The following is a 19,067-nucleotide window of genomic DNA, read 5'->3' as shown; positions in this document are numbered from 1 at the left end:
GGTCAGTCAACATAGGAGACACTGCATGACGATGTCGCGATCCCGGCCCGCCGGGCTGCTGCTGGTCACCTGGATGCTGCTTGCCTTGGGGCTGACGGCCTGTGTGCAGGTGCCGCAAACGGGTGGACCGGCTGGAGCGAGCGTCCGCGCTCCACGCGACATTCCCACTGCCTCCGACGACAGCGAGACCCGCCGCCGCGCCCGCATCCGGCTGGAGTTGGCCACGACCTATTACCAGCAGGGGCAGTTCACCACTGCGCTGGATGAACTCAAGCAAGCAGAGTCGATTGACGCACGGCTGCCTGCCACCCATGAGTTGCGCGCTCTGATCTACGACGCGCTGGGCGACGCCGAGCGGGCCGAGTCCAGCTTTCGCCGTGCCATGGATCTGGACCCGGGCAATGGCAGCGTGATGCACAACTACGCGTGGTACCTCTGCAACCGGGGCCAGTATGCCGCTGCCGACAGTCTTTTCAACCGGGCCATGGGCTTTCCGCTGACGGTCGACACCAGCCGTACCTTGCTCGCGCGCGGTGTCTGCCAGATGCGGGCGGGGCTGTTTGCCGAAGCTGAGAAGACGCTGCTGGCCTCGTACGAGGTCGACTCAGGCAATCCGGCCACCGCCTACAACCTGGCAATGGTGCTGCATCGCCGCGGTGAGCTTGAGCGCGCCCGTTTTTACATCCGCCGCGTGAACAATGTTCCTGAGCAGGTCACGGCAGAGTCGCTGTGGCTGGCCGCGCGCATCGAACACCGCCTTGGCAACATCGCAGGGCGCAACGAACTGGGCTCGCAGCTACGCAGTCGCTTCCCGACGTCGCGAGAGGCCACGGCGCTGGAACTGGGGCGCTTCGATGAGTGAGCCAGGCAGCACCCCATCCGGGCTCCAGCAGCCGGATGCCTCGCAGCGCAGTGCGGGGCAGTTGCTGCGTGCCGAGCGAGAAAGGCAGGGCCTGACCGTCGAAGCCCTGTCGGCCATCATCAAGGTGGCGCCGGGCCGCATCCAGGCGCTGGAATCCGACCAGCTTGCGCGAGTGGCCGACGCCAACTTCACCCGGGCGCTGGCGCAGACGGTCTGCCGTGCCCTGAAAATCGATCCAGCACCCGTGCTGCGGGCGTTGCCGCCGGCGGAGCCGGCGCGCCTGCATGAGGCCCATGCACCTTTGAACCAGCCACTGCCTCAGCGCCGGGGCGGGCTGAGCAAGCTGTCCCTGGGCACTTCAGGCTGGCGCAGCCTGTCCCGTCATCGTCTGTTGGTTCCCCTGCTCATTCTGCTGGCGGCCGCCGTGGTCTATGGTTGGCCGGACAGCATGCCGTGGCAGTTCGGCCCCTGGGGAACATCGTCCGAGCATGCGTCCCCTTCTGCTGTGTCGGATAGCAAGCCCGCGGAAGGCGTGGCCGGCGCAGACGGCGAGGGGGCGGAAGCCCAGGTGGGCACGCAGCCTCCCGACACGGCCGTGCCCTTCGCCGAGCCGCCTGGGGTGAGCGCTTCGGTGGCTGCGCCTGCGTCACAGGTGGCGTCTGCCTCAGCGCCAGAAGCGACGCAGTCAGGTGGGGCCGCGCCGGTGGCATCTGGCGGCGTACCACCGCTGAGTCTGGATCCGGCCAACGCGCCGGGGGGCAACGGTCGCGTGGGCCTCAGTGTGCGAGAGCCGGCCTGGGTCGATGTGCGTGAGGCGGTCAGTGGCCGCAAGGTGTTTTCGCGGTTGGTCCAGGCCGGTGAGAGCCTCGAAGTCGAGGGCCAGCCGCCGCTGCGCGTGCGTGTCGGCAACGCCCCGGCGGTCAGCCTGCGCTACGGCGGCCAGCCGATTGACCTGGCTCCCCATACCCGCAACAACGTCGCGCGTCTGGAGTTGAAATGAGTTCGCAAATCCCTGAGCTGATTGACGTGGCTTCGCCTGCGCCGCGCCGCAGCCTGCAGGCCCGTGTGGTGTGGGGCAGCCGCGTGGTCACCATCGGCGGCGACGCGCCCGTGCGCGTGCAGTCCATGACCAACACCGACACGGTGGATGTCATCGGGACTGCCATCCAGGTCAAGGAACTGTCGCTCGCGGGCTCCGAGATGGTGCGCATCACCGTGAACACGCCTGAAGCGGCCGAGGCTGTGCCACACATCCGCGACCAGCTTGACCGCATGGGCATCGACACGCCGCTGGTGGGCGATTTCCATTACAACGGCCATCGCCTGTTGACCGACCACCCGGCCTGCGCCGAGGCCCTGTCCAAGTACCGCATCAACCCGGGCAATGTGGGCAAGGGCGACAAGAAAGACCGCCAGTTTGCCCAGATGATCGAAGCCGCCATGCGTTACGACAAGGTCGTGCGCATCGGCGTGAACTGGGGCAGCCTGGATCAGGAGCTGCTTGCGGCGCTCATGGATGAGAACGCCCGCCGCGCCCAGCCCTGGGATGCCAAGCAGGTGATGTACCAGGCGCTGGTGACGTCGGCGCTGGAATCGGCCCGGCAGGCTTGCGATCTCGGCATGGCACCTGAGCAGGTCATTCTGTCGTGCAAGGTCAGCGGCGTGCAGGATCTGATTTCCGTCTACCGCGCCCTGGCGCAACGTTGCCGTCATCCGCTGCATCTGGGCCTGACCGAAGCCGGGATGGGCACCAAGGGCACCGTGGCCTCGGCGGCCGCGCTGTCCGTGCTGCTGCAAGAGGGCATCGGCGACACCATCCGCGTGTCGCTTACGCCCCAGCCGGGTGAAGCCAGAACGCAAGAGGTCGTGGTGGCGCTCGAGATCCTGCAGGCGTTGGGTCTGCGCGCCTTCGTGCCCAGCGTCACGGCCTGCCCGGGCTGTGGCCGCACCACCAGCACAACGTTCCAGGAACTCGCCAAGCAGATCGACGACTTCCTGCGTGCGCAGATGCCGATCTGGCGGGCGCAATACCCCGGCGTCGAAAACCTCAAGGTGGCTGTCATGGGCTGCATCGTCAACGGCCCGGGCGAAAGCAAGCACGCCGACATTGGCATCAGCCTGCCCGGCACCGGCGAGGCCCCCGCGGCCCCCGTCTTCATCGATGGCGAGAAGGCCTTGACGCTGCGCGGCGAAGGCATCGCGGCCGAGTTCCAGGCCCTCGTCGAGCAATACATCCAGCGTCGCTTTGGTCAGGCTGTGGCCTGAGGTCGACGCGTCAACGCATTCAACTTTTTTCATGGCGGAACAACTCAAGGCCATCAAGGGCATGAACGACATCCTGCCGCCCGATTCGGCGCGGTGGGAGTGGCTCGAAGACACGGTGCGGCGCCTGATGCGGCGCTACGGCTATCAGAACGTGCGCACGCCCATCGTCGAGCCCACGGCCCTGTTCGTGCGTGGCCTGGGTGAGGTGACCGACATCGTCGAAAAAGAGATGTACTCGTTCGAGGACAGCCTCAACGGTGACCGCCTCACGCTGCGCCCCGAAGGCACGGCCGGTGTGGTGCGCGCCATGAACGAGCACAACTTCCTGTACGAAGGCGGTCGCCGGCTTTACTACATCGGGCCGATGTTCCGTCACGAGCGTCCGCAAAAGGGCCGCTACCGTCAGTTCCATCAGGTGGGCGCCGAGGTGCTGGGTTTCCCGGGGCCGGATGTGGATGCCGAAGTCATCCTGATGACGGCTGCGCTGTGGCGTGACCTGGGGCTGACCGTGGGCCAGGACGTGCGCCTGCAACTCAACAGCCTGGGGCAGCCAGCCGAAAGGCTGGCCCACCGCGAAGCGCTGATCCGCCACTTGGAAGCCCACGCCGACCAGTTGGACGACGACGCCCGTCGCAGGCTGCACAGCAACCCGCTGCGCATTCTGGACACAAAAAATCCGGCCATGCAGCCCATCGTCGAGGCGGCACCCAAGCTCATGGATTTTCTCGGCGAAGCCTCGCTGGCTCACCTGCACGCCGTGCGGGCCGCGCTGGATGCCGTCGGCGTGCCCTACGAGCTGAACACGCGCTTGGTGCGCGGCATGGACTACTACAACCTCACCGTCTTCGAATGGGTGACCGACCGCCTCGGCGCGCAGGGCACCGTCTGCGGCGGCGGCCGCTACGACGGGCTGATCGAGCAGCTGGGCGGCAAGCCCGCCCCCGCCGTTGGTTGGGGCCTGGGCATGGAGCGCCTGCTGTTGTTGCTGGAAGAGGTCGGCGCGGCTCCCACCGCGCCAGCGCCCGATGCCTATGCCGTCGTGCTGGCCGGTGCCCCGATGGCCACCGTGCTTCACGCGCTCGAGGGGCTGCGGGCGCATGGCGTCTGCGTACAACTGCATCCCCAGGGCAAGGACGGCCCGACCAGCGCGAAGTCGCAGTTCAAGAAAGCCGACGCCAGTGGGGCGCGTTTTGCGCTGGTCTTCGGGCCCGACGAACTTGCGGCCGGCCAGGTCACCGTCAAGCCCCTTCGCGACGGCGGCGAGCAACTGCAGCAGCGCCTGACCGACATGGCCGGCTGGGCGAGCGGGCTTGCTCGCGCGTCCGCGTCATAATCCCGGCTCCACGCCCGAACACCAACCATCAACCGACGCGCTCTCATGGCCACGTACGACTCGGATCAACAGGAACAGCTTGACCGCATCAAGCAATTCTGGAAGCAATACGGCAACCTCATCACCTGGGTGCTGGTGTTGGTGCTGGGCGCCTATGCCGGTTGGACGGGCTACCTCTATTGGCAACAGCAGCGTGCCGGGGCGGCGGGTGGCCTGTACGAAGAACTTGACCGCGCGGCCTCGGCCGGGCAGGTCGACCAGGTGCGCCAGGCCTTCGCCGACCTGAAAGATCAGTATGGCGGGACGACCTTTGCCGAGCAGGGGGCCCTGTTGGCCGCACGTGTGGCGGCAGATGCAGGCAAGGCCGACGACACCCGCGCCGCGCTGCAATGGCTGGTCGACCACGGCAAGAACGACAACTTGGTGGCCATTGGCCGGTTGAGGCTTGCCGGCGTGCTGCTGGATGCGAAGGAGCATGACGGCGCACTCAAGTTGCTGGCGGCCAAGATGCCGGCGGAGTTCGAGGCACTGGCAGCCGACCGGCGCGGCGACGTCCTGCAGGCTCAGGGCAAGACCGCAGAGGCGATCGAGGCGTACCGCGCCGCCTGGCAGGCCATGGATCCGTCCGTCGAGTACCGTCGGCTGATCGAAGGCAAGCTGACGGCGCTGGGCCAGGCGCCCCAGCCACGTCCAGACGTGAACTCCTGATCGGTCGGGCGCTGAGTCGTCCCCGAACCGAACCGACTTGATCTGAACGGAACCGCTTCATGATGTCTTTCACCTCCTCGACCGTCCGCCGCTCGCTGTGGGCCCTGGCCGTCGGCTCTGCGGCGCTGGCGCTGACCGGCTGCGGCTCCAGCAAGCCCAGCCCGGCGCCCCTGGAGGCGCTCAAGCCGTCGGCGCGCTTGTCGGTGGCGTGGCAGAACCGGATCGGCGACACCTCGGCCGATCTCGGTCTGGTCGTCGCTGGCGGCGCCGTTACGGCCGTGTCCACCGGCGGCACGCTCGCTGCCTGGGAACTGGACAGCGGCAAGGAGCGCTGGCGCACCCAAATCGACGCCCGCATCAGTGCAGGCGCGGGCAGCGACGGGCGCCATGCCGCCGTGGTCACGCAGAACAATGAACTGATGGTCTTCGACCAGGGCAAGCCGGCCTGGCGCGAACAGTTGCCGGGCCGCGTGACGACCCCGCCGCTCGTGGCCGGCGAACGCGTCTTCGTGATGCTGCTGGACCGCAACGTTCGCGGCTATGACGCACTGGACGGCCGCTGGCTGTGGCAGTACCAGCGGCCGGGTGGCGACAGCCTGACGCTGGCGACCCGAGGCGTGCTTGCGCCGTTCCGCGACACGCTGCTGGTGGGGCAAGGCTCGCGGCTTGTCGGCTTGGATCCGACCCGTGGCACTGTGCGCTTCGACGTCAACGTCGGCACGCCGCGCGGCACCAACGAAGTCGAGCGCCTGGCTGACCTGGTCGGCCCGCTGGCCCGGGCCGATGATGAAGCCTGCGTGCGGGTCTTCCAGCTGTCCGTGGCCTGTCTGGAGCTGAACCGCGGTTCGGTGCGCTGGGCGCGGCCCCAGGCCGGCACCCAGGGCGTCGGCGCCGATGAGCGCGTAGTGGTCGGCGCCGACGGCGTTGACCGCATCACCGCATGGAAGATGGACAACGGCGAGCAGTTGTGGCGTGTCGACCGCTTCACACACCGAGGCCTGTCTGCGCCAGTGATCTGGGGCGATCGGGCGGCGTTCGTCGACAACAGCGGCTTCGTCCACCTGTTGGCCCTGGCCGATGGACGCACGCTGGCCCGCCTCGAACTGGATGGCCCCGCCGCCGGTACGCCCGTGGTCGTGCGCGACCTGCTGCTGGTGGCCACCCAAAAAGGCTCGGTCTACGCGCTGCGCCTGAACTGACATTGCCCGCTGGTCGGGCTGAGTGATTCATGAAACCTGTTATTGCGCTGGTCGGACGCCCCAACGTCGGCAAATCGACGTTCTTCAACCGTCTGACCAAATCGCGCGACGCCATCGTCGCCGACTTTGCCGGCCTGACCCGTGACCGCCACTATGGCGAGGGTCGGCTGGGCCAGCGCGCGTTCATCGTGGTCGACACGGGCGGCTTCGAGCCGGACTGCAAGGACGGCATCTTCAAGGAGATGGCCAAGCAGACCCGTCAGGCTGTGGCCGAAGCCGACGTGGTGATCTTTGTGGTCGATGCCCGCAACGGCCTGTCCGCCCAGGATCACGACATCGCCAACTACCTGCGAGCCTCGCGCAAGAAGGTGCTGCTGGTGGCCAACAAGGCTGAGGGCATGCAGGATGCGCCGCAACTGGCCGAGTTCCACGAGCTCGGCATCGGCGAGCCGCTGGCCGTCTCGGCGGCGCACGGGCAGGGCATCCGGGGCGTGCTTGAGCTGGCGCTCGAAGACATCCCTGAGCCGGAAGACGATGACGAACTGGCCGACGGCTCGGCCGAGCGTCCCATCCGCCTGGCGGTGGCCGGGCGGCCCAACGTGGGCAAGTCGACGCTGATCAACACCTGGTTGGGCGAAGAGCGCCTCGTGGCCTTCGACATGCCCGGCACGACGCGCGACGCCATCAGCGTGCCGTTCGAGCGCAACGGCCAGCGCTTCGAACTGATCGACACGGCGGGCCTGCGCCGCAAGGGCAGGGTGTTCGAGGCCATCGAGAAGTTCTCGGTGGTCAAGACACTGCAGGCCATCTCGGATGCCAATGTGGTGCTGTTGCTGGTCGATGCCACGCAGGGCATCAGTGAACAGGATGCCCACATTGCCGGCTACATCCTTGAAACCGGCCGCGCCGTGGTCATCGCCGTCAACAAATGGGACGCGGTCGACAGCTACCAGCGCGAGATGCTGCAGCGCTCGATCGAGCACCGCCTGTCCTTCCTGAAGTTCGCGCCCATCCTGCACATTTCGGCGATCAAGCGCCAGGGCCTCGGCCCCCTGTGGAAGGCCATCTCGGATGCGTGGTCGTCGGCCACACGCAAGATGACCACACCGGTGCTCACGCGCCTGCTGGCCGAGGCCGTGGCCTATCAGCAGCCCAAGCGGGCTGGCACCGTGCGCCCCAAACTGCGCTACGCCCACCAGGGCGGCCAGAATCCGCCCATCATCGTGATCCACGGCAACGCCTTGGAGCACGTCACCGACGCCTACAAGCGCTACCTCGAAGGTCGCTTTCGCGAGCACTTCAAGCTCAGCGGCACGCCGTTGCGCATCGAGCTGAAGTCGGGCCACAACCCGTTCGACGACAAGTCTGCCTGACGGGGTGCTCCCCGTGCGCCCAAGCGCGCGGGGAGCACGCGTTCCGCCGGCTTGCCGTGTCATTCAGCCAGCTATACATGGGTTTACGTGGCGCTGCAGGTCAACGCCAGCTTGACTGTGTTAAGGTGGCGCGTCTGAAAACTTTTCAACACGGAGCATATCGTGAGCAACAAAGGGCAACTCCTACAAGACCCCTTCCTGAACCTGCTGCGCCGCGAGCACGTGCCGGTGTCCATCTATCTGGTCAACGGCATCAAGCTGCAGGGTCACATCGAGTCGTTTGACCAGTACGTTGTGCTGCTGCGCAACACGGTCACCCAGATGGTCTACAAGCACGCCATTTCCACGGTCGTGCCAGGCCGTGCCGTCAACTTCCACGCCAGCGAATCCTCCGAAGGGTGACCTCACCCCGTTCCTCCCCGCGCGCCGAGCCCGGCGCTTCTTCTCCGGCCGCCGGCGCTGCCCTGCATCCGGATGACCCCCGCGTCGTGCTGGTCGGCGTGGACTTTGGGCCTGGCAGCGCATTCGACCCGACGCTGGACGAGCTCGCGCTGCTGGCCGAGTCCGCCGGCGACCAGCCCGTGGCGCGCGTCACGGCCAAACGCCGGGCGCCAGACCCGGCTTTGTTCGTCGGCTCCGGCAAGGCCGACGAAATCAAGGAGCTCATCACGCTCTACCAGGCCCATGGCGTGATCTTCGATCAGGCCTTGTCGCCTGCCCAGCAGCGCAACCTCGAGCGCCATCTGGGCGTCGAGGTGCTCGACCGCACTGGCCTCATCCTCGAAATCTTCGGCGCGCGCGCCCGCAGCCATGAGGGCAAGCTGCAGGTCGAACTGGCTCGCCTTGAATACCTGTCTACCCGGCTTGTGCGCCGTTGGAGCCACTTGGAACGCCAACGTGGTGGTGTCGGCCATCGTGGCGGCCCGGGCGAAACTCAGATCGAGCTCGACCGCCGCATGATCGAGCAAAAGATCAAGTCGCTCAAGGAGCGACTGGGCAAGGTCAAGCGCCAGCGTCACACCCAGCGTCGCTCGCGCGAACGCACCGGCACCTTCCGCGTCTCGTTGGTCGGCTACACCAACGCCGGCAAGTCCACGCTGTTCAATGCCCTGACCAAGGCCGGCACCTACGCGGCCGACCAGTTGTTCGCGACGCTTGATACCACCACCCGCCAGCTCTACCTGCAGGCCGTGGGCCGTAGCGTCACTGTGTCTGACACGGTGGGTTTCATCCGCGACCTGCCGCACACGCTGGTCGAGGCATTCGAGGCCACTTTGCTTGAAGCCGCCGAGGCCGACGTGCTGCTGCACGTGGTCGACGCAGCCAGCCCCGTGCTGGAAGAGCAGCTTGCTGAAGTGCTCAAGGTGCTGCAGGACATTGGTGCCGGTGACGTCACGCAGGTGCTGGTCTTCAACAAGGTCGACCTGTTGCCGCCCCATCAGCGCCCGCGACACGAGCGTGATGTCTTCGAACTGCCGACGCATCGTGTCTGTCCGCGTGTGTTCGTCAGCGCGCTGGACGGCAGTGGCCTGCAGGCGCTGCGCGACCTGATTGCAGAGATCGCTGTTGACCGTTTGAACCGTGCGGACACGCCAACAGGGCCGGCCGATCCGCGTTTTGACAGGCACAATTCCAACGGCTTGCCGCCCGCGTCGGGCGGCGGGTCCTTCTTACCTCCCGTCTGAACATGAACATGTCTTCACCTTCCTCGGGCGACCCGTCTGTGAAATCTGTCCCGGCGGTACTGCGTGCGGTGGTCCTGGCGGCCCAACTGGCGGCTGGCGTTGTGCGTCGAGCTGGCTGGGTGCTGGTCTCGTCCGCACAGCAGCGGGTGCCCGGCGCCGCGGGCGGTGAACCCATGTACAACAACCGCAACGATGGCCCGCCCGATCTGGACGAACTGTGGCGCGACTTCAACCGCAAGCTCAGCGGCGTGTTCTCCGGCAAGGACGGCGGCGGCAGTGGCGACCAGGGGCCTGGCGGCAGCATGACGCCTGACCCCCGCAGTGCAGGCATCGGCATCGGGGTGGTGCTGGGGCTGGTGGGGTTGATCTGGCTGGGCAGCGGCTTCTACATCGTGCAGGAAGGGCAGCAGGCCGTTGTGCTGACCTTCGGCCGCTTCAGCCACACCTCCGAAGCGGGTTTCAAATGGCGCGCGCCCTATCCGATCCAGCAGCACGAAACCGTCAATCTGACGCAACTGCGCTCGGTCGAGGTCGGCAGCAACGCGGTGGTGCAGACCACCGGTCTGCGCGAAAGCTTCATGCTGACGCGCGACGAGAACATCGTCGACATTCGCTTCACGGTGCAGTACCGCTTGTCTGACGCCAAGAACTACCTGTTCGAGAACCGCAGCCCCGACGAGGCCGTGGTGCAGGCGGCCGAGTCGGCCGTGCGCGAGATCGTCGGCAACAGCCCCATGGATTCGGTGCTGTACGAGCAGCGCGACGCCATCGCCGCGCAGTTGGTGAAGTCCATCCAGGCTCAGCTTGACAAAGTGAAGGCGGGTGTTCTGATCTCCAACGTGAACGTGCAGAGCGTACAGGCGCCCGAGCAGGTTCAGGCGGCGTTCGACGATGCCGTGAAGGCCGGCGCTGACCGCGAACGCCTGAAGAACGAAGGCCAGGCCTACGCCAACGAGGTGATCCCGAAGGCACAGGGTACGGCCGCCCGCCTGCGTGAAGAGGCCGCCGGCTACTCTGCGCGTGTGGTGGCCCAGGCAGAGGGTGATGCCCAACGCTTCAAGGCGGTGCTGGTCGAGTACCAGAAGGCCCCGGCTGTGATGCGCGACCGCATGTACATCGACACCATGCAGCAGGTCTACAGCAACGTGACCAAGGTGATGGTCGACTCACGCCAGGGCAGCAACCTGCTGTACCTGCCGCTCGACAAGCTGCTCCAGGCCAGTGGCGTGGCTCCCGCCGCATCGGCGGCCGCGGCCGAGCCCGTGGCTGCGCCGACCGGCAATGGCGCCACCCTCGGCGGCGTCGGTACGCTTGATCCGCGCTCCCGTGACGGCTCGCGCAGCCGTGACCGCGATGCCCGCTGAAGCCCACGCAAGGAACCCCTGACATGAATCGCATCGGAACCTTCCTCATCGGCGCGCTGCTTCTGTTCTTCGTGGCCTCGTCCACGCTGTACGTGGTGGATCAGCGCCAGTTTGCCGTCGTCTATGCCCTGGGCGAGATCAAGGACGTGGTCAGTGAGCCTGGACTGAAGTTCAAGGCGCCCGCGCCGTTCCAGAACGTCGTCTTCCTCGATCGCCGCATCCAGACACTCGACAGCCCTGATCCCCGCCCCATCTTCACGGCTGAGAAGAAGAGCCTCGTGATGGACTGGCTGATCAAGTGGCGTATCACCGAACCCCGCCAGTTCATCCGCAACAACGGGGTCGACATCCGCAATGCCGAGTTGCGCCTGTCGCCCATCGTGCAGGCAGCGCTCAACGAAGAGGTGACCCGCCGCACGGTCACCGCTGTGCTGTCGACCGAGCGTGAGCGCGTGATGCGCGGCGTGCTGGCTCGCCTGGCGGACGACGCCAAGAACTTCGGCATTGAGATTGTCGACGTGCGCATCAAACGGGTGGACTTCTCGGCCAACATCACCGAGTCGGTCTACCGCCGCATGGAGTCCGAGCGCAAGCGCGTGGCCAACGAGCTGCGCTCGACCGGCGCGGCCGAGGGCGAAAAGATTCGCGCGGATGCCGACCGGCAGCGCGAGATCATCGTGGCCGAGGCTTACCGCGATGCACAGAAGATCAAGGGTGAAGGCGACGCCAAGGCCTCGGCCATGTACGCAGAAGCCTTTGGACGCGACCCGCAGTTTGCGCAGTTCTACCGCAGTCTGGAGGCTTACCGCACCACATTCCGCAGCAAATCGGACGTGATGGTGGTCGACCCGTCGAGCGACTTCTTCCGCGCCATGCGCGGCGCAGGCGCCTCGCCACGCTGATCCACCTGACACGCGGCAGTACCGATGAGCGACGTGCTCTGGCTGGCCCTGGCGCTGTTTCTGGTGCTCGAAGGGCTGTTGCCGGCCCTCAATCCATCAGGTTGGCGCCGGATGTTCGAGCAGATCCTGCAGTTGAGCGACCAGCAGTTGCGCACGTTCGGGCTGGTCAGCATGTGCCTGGGGCTCACGCTGCTCTGGGTGTTCGGCGGTTCGACCTGATATCCGGTCGCCCGTCTCGGAGGTCGGGTGCGTGCAAGCACCCGACCCGCGCCATTCCCCCGGTAGAATGGCGGTTTTAACCCCCCTCGCTTTTTGTATGTCGTCTGCTTGGCTGTTGCCAGAGCACATTGCCGATGTCTTGCCTGCGCAGGCTCGTCGCGTGGAGGAGCTGCGCCGCGTGTGGCTGGACGCCGCTCGCAGTTATGGCTACGAGCTGGTGATGCCGCCCATGCTCGAGCACATCGAGTCGCTGCTGTCCGGCACGGGTCACGCGCTCGACCTCAAGACCTTCAAGCTGGTCGACCAGCTCAGCGGTCGCACGCTCGGCCTGCGTGCCGATGCCACGCCCCAGGTGGCGCGCATCGACGCCCATCTGCTCAACCGTGCAGGCGTCACCCGCCTGTGCTACTGCGGCCCGGTGTTGCACACCCGCCCCGCCAGCCCTCACGCCAGCCGTGAGCCGCTGCAACTGGGGGCCGAGATCTACGGTCATGCCGGCCTCGAAGCCGATCTGGAAGTGGCCGAACTTGCGCTGCAAGGGTTGCAGGACAGCGGGCTTGGGCAGGGTCTCGTCGTTGATCTGGCCGATGTGCGCCTGATCGAAGGCGTGTTGGGCGGTCTCGGTCTCGAGCTGGGGGCGTCCGCCCATGCAGCCGTTGTGGCTGCGCTGACAAGCAAGGACGTGGCGGCGCTGCGCGACCTTGGTCGGGCGGGGGCCTTCGGCAACGTTGCCCATGCTGCCGACACGCTGGTGGCCCTGACCACGCTCTACGGTGGCAGCGATGTGCTCGCCCGCGCGCGCGAGCTGCTTCCGGCCCATCCGCTGGTCGATGCGGCGCTGGCCGATCTGGCTGCGTTGGCCGCCGGTCTGGCGGCATCACGCGAGGGTCTGAGCGTGGGCTTCGATCTTTCCGACCTCAGCGGCTACGCTTACTACAGCGGCACCCGTTTCGCCATCTATGCGGCCGGCCATGCCGACGCCCTGGTGCGCGGGGGGCGCTACGACGAAGTAGGGGCCGTCTTCGGCCGCCGCCGTCCCGCCGTGGGCTTCAGCCTGGACCTCAAGGTGTTGGCCGAGCTGCTGGCCTCGCGTGTCGGTCTTGCCGTGCGCCAGGCCATTCGCGCGCCGTGGGGGCAGGACCCGGCCCTGCGCCAGGCCGTCCGGGAACTCAGAGGGCAGGGCCACACGGTGGTGTGCGTGCTGCCCGGACACGAACACGACGTCCAGGAATTCGATTGCGACCGCGAGCTCGCATTGATCAATGGGCGCTGGACCCTGCGTGCGCTCTGAGCGCCGGGGCCTTGTATCTCGAAACAGGAATTCGCCATGCAAAGCACAACTGCGTCGGCCCGCGCCGGCAACCTTTCCGCCCGCAACGTCGTGGTGGTCGGCACCCAGTGGGGTGACGAAGGCAAGGGCAAGGTCGTCGACTGGCTGACCGACCATGCCGCAGCGGTGGTCCGCTTTCAGGGTGGCCACAACGCGGGCCACACCCTGGTCATCAACGGCAAGAAGACGGCGCTCCAGCTGATCCCCTCGGGCATCATGCGCGAAGGCGTGGCCTGCTACATCGGCAACGGCGTGGTGGTGGACCCTACCCACCTGCTGTCCGAGATCCAGCGCCTGGAAGATGCCGGTCTGGACGTGCGCTCGCGCCTGTTCATCAGCGAATCGTGCCCGCTGATCCTGCCTTTCCACGTTGAGGTCGACAAGGCCCGCGAAGCCCTGCGCGAGACCAGCGGCTCCGGCAAGATCGGCACCACAGGCAAGGGCATCGGCCCGGCCTATGAAGACAAGGTGGCCCGCCGTGCGCTGCGCGTGCAGGATCTCAAGCATCCCGACCGCTTCGCGAAGAAGCTCAAGGAGTTGCTGGACCTGCACAACTTTGCCCTGACTGGCTACCTCAAGGGCGGCGCGCTTGAGTTCCAGCCCATCTTTGATCAGGCCATGAAAGCCGCCGAACAGATCCTGCCCATGCTGGCCGACGTCGGGGTGAAGATCCACGCCCACAACGTCGCAGGTGGCTCGGTCCTGTTCGAAGGCGCACAAGGCACGCTGCTGGACATCGATCACGGCACCTATCCGTATGTGACCTCGTCGAACTGCGTGGCTGGCAATGCCGCCGCGGGTTCGGGTGTCGGCCCCGACAAGCTGCACTACATCCTGGGTATCACCAAGGCCTACACCACGCGCGTGGGCAGCGGCCCGTTCCCCACCGAGCTCGACTGGGATACCCCTGGGACCGTGGGTCATCACCTGTCCACCGTTGGCCAGGAGCGCGGCACCGTCACTGGCCGTGCCCGTCGCTGTGGCTGGCTCGATGCCGCTGCGCTCAAGCGCTCGGTGCTGATCAACGGCATCTCGGGCATCTGCCTGACCAAGCTGGACGTGCTCGACGGCCTGTCGGAGATCAAGGTCTGCACCGGCTACAAGCTGCGCGGCGAGACGATCGACATCCTGCCGCTGGACGCAGATGACATCGTGGCCTGCGAGCCGATCTATGAGACCTTCCCAGGCTGGGAAGGCACCACTTTCGGCCTGACGGCCTGGGATCAGTTGCCGGCCAATGCGCGCGCCTACCTGGAGTGTGTCGAGCGCCTGATTGGTGCGCCGATCGACATGGTCTCGACCGGCCCTGACCGCGATCACACCATTCTGCTGCGTCACCCCTACAAGGGCTGAGAGCAGGACAGGGCACGAAGCGCACAGCACACAAGGAGTATCGACCGATGCTGACCGACGACGGCAAACACCTCTACGTATCCTGGGACGAGTATCACCGGCTCATTGAAAAGCTGGCATTGCAGGTCCACGCTTCGGGTTGGGAGTTCGACCAGATCTTGTGCCTGGCCCGCGGCGGCATGCGCCCGGGCGATGTGCTGTCGCGCATCTTTGATCGACCGCTGGGCATCATGTCCACCAGTTCCTACCGTGACGAAGGCGGCACCCTGCAGGGGCGCCTGGACATGGCCAAGTACATCACCATGCCCAAGGGCGAGCTGGCTGGCCGCGTGTTGCTGGTCGACGATCTGGCTGATTCGGGCGTCACCCTGCGCGCGGTGGTGGATCGCCTGCGCGCCATGCCGGCCATCACCGAGCTGCGCTCGGCCGTGCTGTGGGTCAAGGGGGTGTCGAGCTACACGCCGGACTACTACGTGGACACCTTGCCCACGAGCCCGTGGATCCATCAGCCGTTTGAAGAGTACGACACGCTGCGCCCGGACGCTTTGTTGAAGCGCCATCAGGGCCTTTGATGGCATGCCAAGCACGGGCCCTCAGGGCCCGTTTTTGATGATGCGCTTGATGACGCGCACACAAGAAAAAAGCCGACAGACGATGTCTGTCGGCTTTTTCATTTGGTGCCCAGGAGAGGACTCGAACCTCCACGGAGTTACCCGCTAGTACCTGAAACTAGTGCGTCTACCAATTCCGCCACCTGGGCAGGTACTCTTGTTGGTTTTTGCGCTGCGCTGCATCAACCAAGACCGCTACTGTAGCATGATTTCCGTCATTCGCCGGGCGGCCTGCGTTTTTTGCGCAAATGCATCACCGGTGTGGGGTGGGGGCGACATGCGTCTGCACCCATGGGTTGATGGGGGAGGGCATCTCGCTTGTGCGGCGGGTTTTTCATGCAGCACAAGCCCCTGGGTGATGTACCCTGTCGTGGTGACCCGACCATGGCCCGTGCGGCCCATCCGAACAGAAAAAAAGCCGACAGACTGTGGTCTGCCGGCTTTCATCTTGGTGCCCAGGAGAGGACTCGAACCTCCACGGAGTTACCCGCTAGTACCTGAAACTAGTGCGTCTACCAATTCCGCCACCTGGGCAGGTACTTTGTCCGCCTGCATTTCAAGAAATCTCTACAAGAAAATTTCTTGTCTCGTGCATCAGCGAAGACCGCAACTATAGCATCAAAATAAACAACATGACAAGTACTCCCCAACTGGCCGTCAGCCTGATGAGCGAAATCGACGGCACCGTGCAGGGCCACCGCGACGGACACGGCTTTGTGTTGTCCGATGACGGCGCCGCATCGGTCTACCTCTCGCCGCAGGAGATGCGCGCCGTGATGCACCGTGACCGTGTCAAGGTGCGCGTGGTGCGCTTCGACCGCAAGGGGCGCCCGGAGGGGCTGGTGCTCGACATCCTGGAGCGGCGCTCCACCACTCTGATCGGGCGCTTGCTGCATGAGGGCGGTGTCTGGCTCGTGGCGCCAGAGGATCGACGCTACGGGCAGGACGTGCTGGTGCCCGCCAAGGGGACGGGCAAGGCTCAGCCGGGGCAGGTGGTGGTGGTGCAGCTGACCGAGCCGCCCACACTGCACGCGCAGCCCGTCGGCAAGGTGGTCGAGGTGCTGGGCGAGATCGATGATCCCGGTATGGAAATCGAGATCGCGGTGCGCAAGTACGAGGTGCCGCACCAGTTTGCCGAAGACACGCTGGCGCAAGCGCAGAAGCTGCCCGAGAAGGTCCGTCCGGTCGACAAGCGCAACCGGGTCGACCTGACCGATGTCGCCCTGGTGACCATCGATGGCGAGGATGCCCGCGATTTCGATGATGCCGTCTATTGCGAGCCGGTCACGGTCGGACGCTCGAAGGCGCCCAACGGCTGGCGTTTGCTGGTGGCCATCGCGGATGTGAGCCACTACGTGAAGCCGGGCGAGGCGCTGGATCGCGACGCCTACGAGCGTGCCACCTCGGTCTACTTCCCCCGTCGCGTCATCCCGATGCTGCCCGAGAAGCTGTCCAACGGCCTGTGCTCGCTTAACCCGGACGTGGACCGGCTGTGCATGGTCTGCGACATGGTCATCACGCACGAGGGCGAGATCCACGCCTACCAGTTCTATCCGGCCGTGATGCATTCGCATGCCCGCTTCACCTACACCGAGGTGGCCGCCATCCTCGGTAACACGCGCGGGCCCGAGGCCGTGCGCCGCGAGGCGTTGGTGCCGCATCTGCTGCATCTGCACGAGGTCTACCGCGCGCTGCTCAAGGGGCGCACGCAGCGAGGCGCGGTGGACTTCGACACCACCGAGACACAGATCGTCTGTGACGACAACGGGCGCATCGCGAAGATCGTGCCGCGCGTGCGCACCGAGGCGCACCGTCTGATCGAAGAGTGCATGCTGGCCGCCAACGTGTGCTCGGCTGACTTCATCTTGCGCGCGCGGCATCCGTCCTTGTATCGCGTGCACGAGGGCCCGACGCCCGAGAAGCGCGAGACGCTGAAGAACTACCTCAAGGCGCTGGGCCTGGGTTTGAGTCTCGGTGAGGAGCCACGTCCGGGCGATTTCCAGGCGATCGCGCAGGCCACCAAGGACCGGCCGGATGCCACCCAGATCCACACCATGCTGCTGCGTTCGATGCAGCAGGCGGTGTATACGCCTGTCAACGCAGGACACTTCGGGCTGGCTTATGAAGCCTACACACACTTCACCAGCCCGATCCGACGCTACCCGGATCTGCTCGTCCACCGCGTGATCAAGGCCTTGCTGGGGCGTGAGCGCTACAAACTGGCGTTGCCGCCTTCGGTCGTGTCGTCCGTGGGCACCTTCCGCAAGCCGGGCAGCAAGGGGCTGGTGACCCAGGGGCTGGACAAGGCCGTGATTAAGGCGGCCAAGGGCAAGCTGCCACCCGCTGAGGCGCAGGCCTGGGAAACCGCGGGCATCCACTGCAGCGCCAACGAGCGCCGCGCCGATGAAGCCTCGCGCGACGTTGAGGCCTGGCTGAAATGCATGTTCATGCGCGAGCGTCTGGGCGAGGAGTATGCCGGCACCGTGACCGCGGCCACGTCGTTCGGGCTGTTCGTGCAGCTCGACGGCCTGTATGTGGAGGGTCTGATCCACGTCACCGAGCTGGGTGGCGAGTACTACCGCTTTGACGAAGTGCGACAGGAATTGCGTGGTGAACGCACCGGTGTGCGCTATGGCATCGGGGCGCGGGTGCGGGTGCAGGTCAGCCGAGTGGATCTGGACACGCGCAAGATCGACTTCCGCATGGTGCCGGAGTCGTCGGAAGGGCGGGCAGGTAGTGCGTCTCCGTCGCGACGCAAGGGCAAGTCGGCCGGCCAGGACACCTGGTCCGCCCAGGACGAACTCGCCGAGATCCGTGAGGCCGATCGGATGGTCAAGCGCTCGGCGGGCGCACGTGGGGCGCGCGAGGAAAGCCGTGGCGCCAGCAGCACCAAGAGCGCCGGGCCGGCTGGCACCGGCGCGCGCCGCAAGGGCGGGGGTGGCAAGCCGGCAGCCAGCCGCAAGAGCGCGCGCGGCAAGCGGTGAATGCGCGTTTTCGTGCTATATTCTCAGGGTTTGCCTGAGTGCAAACGTTTTTCTGAAACCCAGAGCCCGCAGTCCAAGGTGTCACACACGTGATCAATGCGGGTTCTCAGACCCAACCTCTGGAGCTACACATGTCTGTGTCCATGCGCGAAATGCTGGAAGCCGGTGTCCATTTCGGTCACCAAACCCGCTTCTGGAACCCCAAGATGGCCCCGTTCATCTTCGGCCATCGCAACAAGATCCACATCATCAACCTTGAGAAGACCCAGCCCAAGCTGGAAGAAGCGCTCAAGTTCATCAAGCAGCTGTCGGCTCGCCGCGGCACCGTCATGATGGTTGGCACCAAGCGCCAAGCCCGTGACATCATCGCCGAAGAAGCTGGCCGCGCTGGCGTGCCCTTCGTGAACCAGCGTTGGCTGGGTGGCATGCTGACCAACTTCAAGACCGTCAAGGGTTCGCTGAAGAAGCTCAAGGACATGCAAGTCCAGGTTGAAGCCGGTCTGGACGGCCTGAAGAAAAAGGAAGGCCTGCTGTTCCAACGCGAGCTGGCCAAGCTCGAGAAGGACATCGGCGGTATCCAGGACATGAACGCCCTGCCGGACGCCCTGTTCGTGATCGATGTCGGCTATCACAAGATTGCCATCGCTGAAGCCAAGAAGCTGGGCATCCCCGTGATCGGCGTGGTCGACACCAACCACTCGCCCGAAGGCATTGATTACGTCATCCCCGGTAACGACGACTCGTCCAAGGCCGTGGCCCTGTATGCCAAGGCCGTGGCTGACGCCATCCTGGAAGGCAAGGCCAACGCCGTCAATGATGTGGTCGCTGCTGCCGCTGGCGACGACGAGTTCGTTGAAGTGAACGAAGCCGCCTGATTCC

At 65.8% G+C, this 19,067-nt stretch carries 17 protein-coding genes and 2 tRNA genes; 17 read left to right on the top strand and 2 right to left on the bottom strand.

The annotated features are described in order from the left end of the window. The first annotated feature begins 25 nt into the window (after positions 1 to 25). The 15 genes from pilW to GTZ97_RS12605 all read left to right on the top strand — a co-directional run bounded on the left by pilW (position 26) and on the right by GTZ97_RS12605 (position 15,165). Positions 26 to 862, top strand: a complete 837-nt coding sequence (gene pilW / locus GTZ97_RS12675; protein WP_236651197.1) for a type IV pilus biogenesis/stability protein PilW — start codon at positions 26 to 28, stop codon at positions 860 to 862. Further along, positions 855 to 1,862 carry a helix-turn-helix domain-containing protein gene (locus tag GTZ97_RS12670; RefSeq protein ID WP_161651006.1) on the top strand — a complete coding sequence of 336 codons (1,008 nt, stop codon included), beginning with the start codon at positions 855 to 857 and terminating at the stop codon, positions 1,860 to 1,862. The genes pilW and GTZ97_RS12670 overlap by 8 nt, the downstream gene beginning before the upstream one ends. Next, positions 1,859 to 3,127, top strand: coding sequence for a flavodoxin-dependent (E)-4-hydroxy-3-methylbut-2-enyl-diphosphate synthase (ispG, locus tag GTZ97_RS12665; RefSeq protein ID WP_161651005.1), 1,269 nt, complete (start codon positions 1,859 to 1,861; stop codon positions 3,125 to 3,127). The genes GTZ97_RS12670 and ispG overlap by 4 nt, the downstream gene beginning before the upstream one ends. A gap of 31 nt (positions 3,128 to 3,158) precedes the next feature. Further along, entirely contained in the window at positions 3,159 to 4,460 is a 1,302-nt protein-coding gene (hisS, locus tag GTZ97_RS12660) for a histidine--tRNA ligase (protein ID WP_161651004.1), read from the top strand. Positions 4,461 to 4,505: 45 nt separating this feature from the next. Next, entirely contained in the window at positions 4,506 to 5,168 is a 663-nt protein-coding gene (locus tag GTZ97_RS12655; protein ID WP_161651003.1) for a YfgM family protein, read from the top strand. Positions 5,169 to 5,227: 59 nt separating this feature from the next. Then, a complete protein-coding gene (locus GTZ97_RS12650) occupies positions 5,228 to 6,367 on the top strand; it encodes an outer membrane protein assembly factor BamB (protein WP_236651196.1) in 1,140 nt (379 codons plus the stop codon). 29 nt (positions 6,368 to 6,396) lie between these two features. Further along, positions 6,397 to 7,740 carry a ribosome biogenesis GTPase Der gene (der, locus tag GTZ97_RS12645; RefSeq protein ID WP_161651002.1) on the top strand — a complete coding sequence of 448 codons (1,344 nt, stop codon included), beginning with the start codon at positions 6,397 to 6,399 and terminating at the stop codon, positions 7,738 to 7,740. A gap of 162 nt (positions 7,741 to 7,902) precedes the next feature. After that, a complete protein-coding gene (gene hfq, locus GTZ97_RS12640; RefSeq protein WP_161651001.1) occupies positions 7,903 to 8,142 on the top strand; it encodes an RNA chaperone Hfq in 240 nt (79 codons plus the stop codon). Positions 8,143 to 8,204: 62 nt separating this feature from the next. Then, positions 8,205 to 9,425: a GTPase HflX gene (gene hflX / locus GTZ97_RS12635; RefSeq protein WP_201748284.1), complete on the top strand. Its 1,221-nt coding sequence runs from the start codon at positions 8,205 to 8,207 to the stop codon at positions 9,423 to 9,425. A gap of 173 nt (positions 9,426 to 9,598) precedes the next feature. Beyond that, on the top strand, positions 9,599 to 10,789 hold the full coding sequence (gene hflK / locus GTZ97_RS12630; protein ID WP_236651209.1) for an FtsH protease activity modulator HflK: 1,191 nt from the start codon (positions 9,599 to 9,601) through the stop codon (positions 10,787 to 10,789). Positions 10,790 to 10,812: 23 nt separating this feature from the next. Beyond that, positions 10,813 to 11,691 (top strand): protease modulator HflC, encoded by an 879-nt coding sequence (gene hflC / locus GTZ97_RS12625; protein ID WP_161650999.1) that lies wholly within the window; start codon positions 10,813 to 10,815, stop codon positions 11,689 to 11,691. 24 nt (positions 11,692 to 11,715) lie between these two features. Beyond that, positions 11,716 to 11,910: a DUF2065 domain-containing protein gene (locus tag GTZ97_RS12620; RefSeq protein WP_161650998.1), complete on the top strand. Its 195-nt coding sequence runs from the start codon at positions 11,716 to 11,718 to the stop codon at positions 11,908 to 11,910. A gap of 97 nt (positions 11,911 to 12,007) precedes the next feature. Continuing rightward, complete coding sequence (locus GTZ97_RS12615) at positions 12,008 to 13,201, top strand: ATP phosphoribosyltransferase regulatory subunit (RefSeq protein ID WP_161650997.1); 1,194 nt, start codon at positions 12,008 to 12,010, stop codon at positions 13,199 to 13,201. 36 nt (positions 13,202 to 13,237) lie between these two features. Then, positions 13,238 to 14,593, top strand: a complete 1,356-nt coding sequence (locus tag GTZ97_RS12610) for an adenylosuccinate synthase (protein ID WP_161650996.1) — start codon at positions 13,238 to 13,240, stop codon at positions 14,591 to 14,593. Positions 14,594 to 14,640: 47 nt separating this feature from the next. After that, positions 14,641 to 15,165 carry a phosphoribosyltransferase gene (locus GTZ97_RS12605; RefSeq protein WP_161650995.1) on the top strand — a complete coding sequence of 175 codons (525 nt, stop codon included), beginning with the start codon at positions 14,641 to 14,643 and terminating at the stop codon, positions 15,163 to 15,165. Positions 15,166 to 15,268: 103 nt separating this feature from the next. On the opposite strand, the gene GTZ97_RS12600 is transcribed toward GTZ97_RS12605, so the two are convergent. After that, positions 15,269 to 15,353: transfer RNA gene (locus tag GTZ97_RS12600), tRNA-Leu, on the bottom strand. A 300-nt stretch (positions 15,354 to 15,653) separates the two neighbouring features. Further along, positions 15,654 to 15,738 (bottom strand) — tRNA-Leu (locus GTZ97_RS12595). Positions 15,739 to 15,869: 131 nt separating this feature from the next. Here GTZ97_RS12595 and rnr point away from each other — a divergent pair. Further along, positions 15,870 to 18,188, top strand: coding sequence for a ribonuclease R (gene rnr / locus GTZ97_RS12590; RefSeq protein ID WP_161651084.1), 2,319 nt, complete (start codon positions 15,870 to 15,872; stop codon positions 18,186 to 18,188). Positions 18,189 to 18,319: 131 nt separating this feature from the next. Continuing rightward, positions 18,320 to 19,063 (top strand): 30S ribosomal protein S2, encoded by a 744-nt coding sequence (rpsB, locus tag GTZ97_RS12585; RefSeq protein WP_161650994.1) that lies wholly within the window; start codon positions 18,320 to 18,322, stop codon positions 19,061 to 19,063. The last annotated feature ends 4 nt before the right edge of the window (positions 19,064 to 19,067 follow it).

Origin of the sequence: Aquabacterium fontiphilum (genome assembly GCF_009909205.1) — a bacterium.
GTDB classification, from domain to species: Bacteria; Pseudomonadota; Gammaproteobacteria; order Burkholderiales; family Burkholderiaceae_C; genus Aquabacterium; species Aquabacterium fontiphilum.
This window is presented reverse-complemented; position numbering and strand designations above follow the sequence as displayed.